We start from the raw sequence: 7,083 nt of genomic DNA, 5'->3' as shown, positions 1-7,083 counted from the left end.
GTGCCGGGACATCGCCCCGGCACCGGCCCTCCCGGCCTTCTTCACGTTCCGGCGCCCGGGAAGGGCCCGGCGCCGGTCCCGCCTCAGAGCGTCGTGAAGCCCACCTTGCGGACCGCGGCCTCGCCGATCTCGACGTAGGCGAGCCGGTCGGACGGCACGAGGACCTTGCGGCCGTGCTCGTCGGTCAGCGAGAGCAGCGGCGCCTTGCCCGCCAGCGCCGCGCCGACGACCTTCTCGACCTCTTCGGCGGACTGCCCGCTCTCCAGCACGATCTCGCGGGGTGCGTGCTGCACGCCGATCTTGATCTCCACGGCTTTGTCCCTCCGACGGTGAGCCCAGTGCGCGGGTGCCGCGCCCTACGCGACCACACTAGCCCGGCACGGGCGGCGATCAGTCCGCACGGCCGCACGCTGGCAGCGAACACGGCCGGCGCCCGCGCGGGGCGGTGTCGATCAGGATGCGGCCGGGCGGCGCTCAGGCGTCGCCGGCGTCCTGCTCGGAGCCGTGCAGGGGGAATCCGGCGATGCCGCGCCAGGTCAGCGAGGTGAGCAGGCCGAGGGCGCGCTCGCGGTCGACCTTGCGGCCGTCGGCGACCCAGTAGCGGGCCACCACCTGGGAGACGGCTCCCAGGCCCACCGCAAGGAGCATCGACTCGTCGCGCGGGAGGCCGGTGTCCTCCGCGATCACTTCGCAGATCGCCTCGGCGCACTGCAGCGCCACCCGGTCCACCCGCTCGCGCACGGCGGGCTCGTTGGTCAGGTCCGACTCGAAGACGAGGCGGAACGCGCCGCCCTCGTCCTCGACGTAGGCGAAGTAGGCGTCCATGGTCGCGGCGACGCGCTGCTTGTTGTCCGAGGTGGAGGCGAGCGCGGTGCGCACCGAGTGGAGCAGGGACTCGCAGTGCTGGTCCAGGAGGGCGAGGTACAGCTCCAGCTTGCCGGGGAAGTGCTGGTAGAGGACCGGCTTGCTGACACCGGCGCGCTCGGCGATGTCGTCCATCGCCGCGGCGTGGTAGCCCTGCGCGACGAAGACCTCTTGCGCCGCTCCGAGCAGCTGGTTCCTCCGGGCTCGGCGCGGCAGCCGGGTGCCCTTGGGGCGCACCGCCTCCGTCTGCTCCGTGGCGCTCACGCCGCCTCCCACATCTTTCGGTACCGGCACAGTCGCTCCTGTGCGTGCGGTCCGGGGACCCGGAACGCGCCGCCATCGTACTTTTGGGTAACCCCGCTGTGCGCCGTGCGGACGGAGAATTTCGAGGACCGGACGCCCGCCCGGCGGGCAAAGCAGCGCTTATGGGCGGTAGTCGTCCTCGTCCAGGGGCACCACCCGGCCCTGCTCCACCGCGTCGGCCTCGTCGGCGGTGGCCGGATCGGAGTGCGAGGGGCTGTCGCGCTGCGGGGCGAGGTCGGTGCGCTGCTCGGCGGAGTCGGCCTCCGGGGTCTCCAGGCCGCCGGCCGGCCCGGTCGTGCCGTCCTCCCCGGGGGCGTCCTCGTCGAAGGTCTGCGGGTCCGTGGGATCGATTGCCATGGGGCTCGCCTTTCCGGCAGTGGCGGCTCTCACACCCGAGCCTAGGAGCCCCTCCGGGGGACCGCCACGCGATCACCCCGACGGCCACTCCTCGAACGGGTCCCCCCTCACGCGCGCGACGAACGCGGGAAACCTGTGACGGCGAACACATGAACCACGGTGTGATGGTCTCGTAACATTGCCCGCATGTCCTCGACCGAGCCGCCGGACGTCCTCGACGTAGCCGCCGCCCCACTCCCGCAGGTTCCGGTGGTGCCGGTGCGCGTCGCGGAGGGGGAGGAGCTGGGCACCCTGCGGCTCCCCGGGCTCACGCTGCGGGTCCGCAGCCGGCCGTCGACCCGGGAGGGCCTGGAACCCGCGCTCTTCGTGCACGGCCTCGGGGCCTCGTCGCAGAACTGGTCGGCGCTGATGCCCCTCGTCGAGGACGTGGTGGACTGCGAGGCCCTGGACCTGCCCGGTTTCGGCGACTCGCCGCCGCCCGAGGACCGCGACTACTCCGTGACGGGCCACGCCCGCGCGGTCATCCGGTGCATCGAGGCGCGCGGGCGCGGCCCCGTCCACCTGATCGGCAACTCCCTGGGCGGCGCCGTCTCCACGCGTGTGGCGGCCGTACGGCCCGACCTCGTCCGCACGCTCACGCTCGTCTCGCCGGCGCTCCCGGAGTGGCGCGTGCAGCGCTCCGCCGTGCCCACCGGGCTGATCGCCATCCCGGGCGTCGCCCGGCTGTTCGCGCGGCTGTCCCGCGACTGGACGGCCGAGCAGCGCACCCGCGGCGTCACGGCGGTCATCTACGGAGACCCGAACCGCGTCTCCGAGGAGACGCTGCGCCACGCCGTGGAGGAGATGGAGCGGCGGCTCGCGCTGCCGCACTTCTGGGAGGCGATGACCCGCTCCGCGCGGGGCGTCGTCGACGCCTACACCCTGGGCGGCCAGCACGGCCTGTGGCGTCAGGCGGAGCGCGTCCTCGCCCCTACGCTGCTGGTGTACGGATCACGCGACCGGCTGGTCTCGTACCGGATGGCCCGCCGTGCGGCGGCCGCCTTCCGGGACGCCCGCCTGCTGACGCTGCCCGACGCCGGGCACGTCGCGATGATGGAGTACCCGGAGGCCGTGGGAACGGCGTTCCGGGAACTGCTCGCCGACAGCGGCAGCGGCCGCGGCGGCAGTGGCCTCGTACGTCCGGGTACCGACGACAGCACCAGGAGCTGAGGGACACCAGTGGGACGCCACAGTCGTCGGGAGCCCGCCGCGGAGGGGACCGGCGCCCCCGGTCCGGTGCGCGGGCCGGGCGCCGACGCCCAGGACGCCGCCCGCGGCGGCACCGGCCGGCGCCGCCGCGCCCAGGAGCCGGGACCGGCCGCCGCGCGGCCCGCGCACCCCGGCTCCCCGGCGAACGGGGTCACCGGGCTGCTCGACGGCACCGCCGCGCACGGGTTCCCCCGCATGCGCCCGGCGGCCGACGACGCCGGCACACCCCCGCACGGCCTCCCGGCCGGGGCCGGGGACGACCGGCAGGAGGCGGCGCGGCAGGAGGCCGTCCGGCGGGAGTATGCCGCCGCCTTCGACGACGGCGTCCGGCAGGAGTACCTCGACGCCTTCGACGACGACGCCCCGCGTACCGGGCGGCAGGCCCCCGTCCCGCCGCCCCGCGTCGAGGTGCCGCTGGTCAGGACCGTGGACGACGCCGAGGACCGGCCGGCCCGGGCCCGTATCGGCAAGGGCTCGCTGTTCGTCGGGGCCGCCGCCGCGCTCGTGACCGCGCTGCTCGCCGTGCTCGTCTCCGGCCAGGTGCGCGACGAGGGCGGCCGCGCCGACCAAGGCGCGGGCACCGGTGACGCGGTGCGGCGGGGCGTCCTCGACGACCCCGCCTCGCGGTCGGAGGAGCGCCCGGGGCCGTCGTCCGGGAACGGCGTCGAGCCGAACGCGGACCTGAAGTCCGCGCCCGTGCCGACGTACGACGAGCTGATGGGCCGGAAGTACCCGCTGGACGCCGACCTGCGCGCCTCGGGCGAGTTCAAGGCCGTCCGCGGGCTCGACCGGGCCCCGGGGCGCGGCAAGCTGGTCACCTACCGCGTCGACGTCGAGAAGGGACTCGACCTGGACGGCGAGCTGTTCGCGACCGCCGTCCAGAAGACCCTCAACGACAAGCGGAGTTGGGCGCACAACGACGAACGCACCTTCCAGCGCGTGCCGTCGGGTCAGTCCGACTTCGTCATCACGCTGGCCAGCCCCGGCACCACCGGCGAGCTGTGCGCGAAGTCGGGGCTCGACACGACGATCGACAACGTGAGCTGCGACTCCGCGTCGACCGAGCGGGTCGTCATCAACGCCTACCGCTGGGCGCGGGGTTCGAAGACCTACGGCGACGCCATCCACCCCTACCGGCAGATGCTCATCAACCACGAGGTCGGGCACCGGCTCGGGTTCGGGCACGTCAGCTGCTCGGTGGACGGGGCGCTCGCCCCGGTCATGCAGCAGCAGACGAAGTTCCTGGAGCACGACGGGATCCGCTGCAAGGCCAACCCCTGGCCGTTCCCCGGCCGCTCCCGCGACTGACCCCGGCGGGCTCCGCGCGGGCTTCGCGCGGGCACGTCGCAGCGTCCTCGCGGCCTAGCACTTTCCCTACCGGCTGAACGCCGTTCAGTCGGATAAGTCACGCGTGTTCACCCCTTCCGGTGGTGCGATGGACAACCGTCCGTCGCACCACCGGCCCGTCCGCATACGGTCGTTCCGCTGCGGGCCGCCGCCCTCTCTTCCACTGTCAACGGCGGCCCCCCACACGGCAGATCGGGGGTGCACTCATGCGGATCGGGTTGCTTACGGAGGGTGGTTATCCGTATGTGGACGGTGACGCGAGGCTGTGGTGCGACCGGCTGGTGCGCGGACTCGCGCACCACGAGTTCGACGTCTACGCGCTGAGCCGCAACGCCCGGCAGGAGGAGCGCGGCTGGGTCGCGCTGCCGCCCCAGGTGCGGCGGGTGCTGACCGCCGGCCTGTGGAGCGAGCCCGACACCCTGTCCGTGCCGCGCTACGGCCGCCGCGACCGCCGCCGCTTCCAGGACCACTTCGCGGACCTCGTGCACGGCGTCTGCGCCGACGGCGCCGCCGGGGAGGACCGTTTCGCCGCCGGCCTGTACGGGATCGCCGACCTCGCGCGCGAGCAGGGCCCGGCGACCGCCGCCCTGCGGTCCGAGGCCGCGGTGCGCCTCCTGGAGTCTGCCTGCCGCACCCCCGGCGCCCACCCCGCGCTGCACACCGCGCAGGTGGCCGACCTCCTGGAGTCCGCCACCCTCGTCGAACGGGCCCTGCGGCCCCTGTCGTTCGACTGGTACGAGGAGCAGACCCTCGGCGCGGTCGACGTCTGCCACGCCGCCTCCGGAGGCGGCGCCGCGCTGCCCGGCCTGCTCGCGCAGCGCTTCTTCGGGGTGCCGCTCGTCGTCACCGAGTACGGCGTGCGGCTGCGGGCGCACTACCTGCGAGGCGTCGAACAGCGCCCCGCCGTAAGGGCGTTGGCCGGTGCCCTGCACGGCAGGCTGGCCGCCGAGACGTACCGCGGCGCCGCCGTGGTGACCCCCGGGAACGCGCACGCCCGCCGCTGGCAGGAGCGGTGCGGGGCCGACCGGCGCAAGCTGCGCACGGTGTACCCGGGCATGGACCCCGAGCGCTTCGCCCCCGTCGTCGGGCGCGCGGACGGCCGGGGCGACGGCGGCGGGGGCCCGTCCGACACGCTCGTGTGGGTCGGCCGGCTCGAGCCGGGCAAGGACCTGATCGGGCTGCTGCACGCGTTCGTGCAGGTGCGCAGGGCGCGGCCGTCCGCGCGGCTGCTCGTCGCGCACAGCAGGCCGGGGGAGGGGCCCGAGACGGCCGCGTACCTCGCCCACTGCCGGTCGCTCGCGGAGCGGTTGTTCGCGGCGCCGGAGGGTGCTGCCGAGGACGCCCCCGCCCCGCCCGTCCGCTTCGCCGAGATCGGCTCCGCCGAGCTCCCCGACGTGGTCGACGCCTACGCGGCCGGCCGGATCGCCGTGCTCTCCAGCGTCGTCGAGGGGTTCCCCGTCAGCCTCGTCGAGGCGATGTTCTGCGGGCTCGCCACCGTCGCCACCGACGTGGGCGCCGTGGTGGAGGTCGTCGGCGGGACCGGGCTCGTCGTGCAGCCCCGGGAGCCGCGGGCGCTCGCGGACGCCTGCCTGGAGCTGTTCGCCGACCCCGTCCGGCGCGAGCGCCTCGGCGCGGCCGGCCGGGCGCGGGCGCTCGAGATGTTCACCGTCGAGCAGAACGTCGCCGCGTTCCGCGCGATCTACCTCCAGCTCGTCGCCCACGCGCCCGTGCGGCGCGGCGACGGCACGCCCTTCGCCGACCCGGCCGAGATCCGGGTCGCCCCCGGCGGCGAGTGGGCGACGGCCCGCACGCCGGGCGGCTCACTCAGCTTCCCCGAGGTGTACTCATGACCGCGACCGCCCCGCACGCCGACCCCGTCAAGGCCCTCCTGGACCGCCACCGCACGCTGTGCGAGCGGGCCGTGGACCCCCTGGAGATCGCCGCCGGCCTGGAGGCGCACGGCGTGACCGACCGCAGTGCCGCCGCCCGGTTCCGGCACCGGGACGTCTTCTCGCTCGCCGAGGAGCTGTACGCGCGCGTGCCCCGGCCGGACGGGAACCTCCCGGCCGCCGCGCCCGCGGCCGACGCCGTACGGCCCCGCGACGCCCGTGCGGCCTGGTGGGCCGTCCGCGCGATGACCCCCGGGGCCGTCACCGCCCTCGCCCTGCTCGGCGTGCGGCACACCGACGGCAACCTCGAACTCGCGCTCCTCGCCCTGGGCCTCGCGTGCCTGCTGGCCGCCCTGCACGCCGTGGTGCGCGAGGGGCCGCTGCACGCCGCCGACGCGACCGGCACCGGCTTCCCGATCCTCTGGCTGCTCGGCTACGCCGTCCTCGGCGACGGACTGCTCGCCGCCGGGCTGTCCGACGACATGTCCGGCATGTGGACGGTCGACACCGGTCCCCTCCTCGGGCTCGCGATCGGGATCGCGCCCGCGCTGTGGTGCGCCCACCTCTGGCGCGCCCGGGCCCGCCGCCGGCTCGCCGTCAGCCGCGGCCTCACCGACTTCGGCCTCGCCGTACGGCCGCTCCTGGTGGGCACGTTCCTGCTCCAGGTCGCCGCGCTGACCGCGCTGCTCTGGCCCGTCGCGCACACCGGACCCGTCGTGGCCCTCGGCGCGCTGCTCTACCTCGCGCGCCTGCTCGCCGCGCACGGCTCGGTCACCGCCGCCGTGTACGGCCTCACCGTCGCCGCCGGCACCGAACTCCTCGCCCTGTGCGCGGTGTTCGCCGCCCGGCTGCCCGGCTGTGCACCCCTCGCGCGGCCCGTCGAGGCCGCCGTCTCGCACTGGGGCACGGGAGTCGTCCCCGCGCTCGCCTGCGGCGTCGCAGCCCTGGGGCTGCTCGTCCACGCGGGCCGGGTGCTCTCCCGGGCCTCCGCACACTCCCGCGGAGCCGACGCCGCGGGCCCCTCGCACCCCTGACACCTCCAAGGAGACCGCACGATGACCACCCCCACCTGTCG

7 protein-coding genes are annotated in these 7,083 nt (G+C 75.4%); 4 read left to right on the top strand and 3 right to left on the bottom strand.

The window, feature by feature from the left end; translation table 11 throughout:
• Positions 1 to 83 precede the first annotated feature (83 nt).
• The 3 genes from ACFWEG_RS18430 to ACFWEG_RS18420 all read right to left on the bottom strand — a co-directional run bounded on the left by ACFWEG_RS18430 (position 84) and on the right by ACFWEG_RS18420 (position 1,524).
• On the bottom strand, positions 84 to 311 hold the full coding sequence (locus ACFWEG_RS18430) for a DUF3107 domain-containing protein (RefSeq protein WP_387216256.1): 228 nt from the start codon (positions 309 to 311) through the stop codon (positions 84 to 86).
• 163 nt (positions 312 to 474) lie between these two features.
• A complete protein-coding gene (locus ACFWEG_RS18425) occupies positions 475 to 1,128 on the bottom strand; it encodes a TetR/AcrR family transcriptional regulator (RefSeq protein WP_387216254.1) in 654 nt (217 codons plus the stop codon).
• A gap of 159 nt (positions 1,129 to 1,287) precedes the next feature.
• A complete protein-coding gene (locus ACFWEG_RS18420; RefSeq protein ID WP_387216252.1) occupies positions 1,288 to 1,524 on the bottom strand; it encodes a hypothetical protein in 237 nt (78 codons plus the stop codon).
• 186 nt (positions 1,525 to 1,710) lie between these two features.
• Between ACFWEG_RS18420 and ACFWEG_RS18415 the strand changes: the two genes are divergently transcribed.
• The 4 genes from ACFWEG_RS18415 to ACFWEG_RS18400 all read left to right on the top strand — a co-directional run bounded on the left by ACFWEG_RS18415 (position 1,711) and on the right by ACFWEG_RS18400 (position 7,042).
• Positions 1,711 to 2,733 (top strand): alpha/beta fold hydrolase, encoded by a 1,023-nt coding sequence (locus ACFWEG_RS18415; protein ID WP_387216250.1) that lies wholly within the window; start codon positions 1,711 to 1,713, stop codon positions 2,731 to 2,733.
• 9 nt (positions 2,734 to 2,742) lie between these two features.
• On the top strand, positions 2,743 to 4,080 hold the full coding sequence (locus ACFWEG_RS18410; RefSeq protein ID WP_387216248.1) for a DUF3152 domain-containing protein: 1,338 nt from the start codon (positions 2,743 to 2,745) through the stop codon (positions 4,078 to 4,080).
• Between the two features lie 245 nt (positions 4,081 to 4,325).
• On the top strand, positions 4,326 to 5,969 hold the full coding sequence (locus ACFWEG_RS18405) for a DUF3492 domain-containing protein (protein ID WP_387216246.1): 1,644 nt from the start codon (positions 4,326 to 4,328) through the stop codon (positions 5,967 to 5,969).
• Positions 5,966 to 7,042, top strand: coding sequence for a hypothetical protein (locus ACFWEG_RS18400; RefSeq protein WP_387216244.1), 1,077 nt, complete (start codon positions 5,966 to 5,968; stop codon positions 7,040 to 7,042). The genes ACFWEG_RS18405 and ACFWEG_RS18400 overlap by 4 nt, the downstream gene beginning before the upstream one ends.
• Positions 7,043 to 7,083: the final 41 nt, after the last annotated feature.

Source organism: Streptomyces sp. NPDC060194 (assembly GCF_042728285.1).
GTDB lineage: Bacteria > Actinomycetota > Actinomycetes > Streptomycetales > Streptomycetaceae > Streptomyces.
Note: the sequence above shows the minus strand (reverse complement) of the source record. Positions and strands in the feature narration are given on the sequence as shown.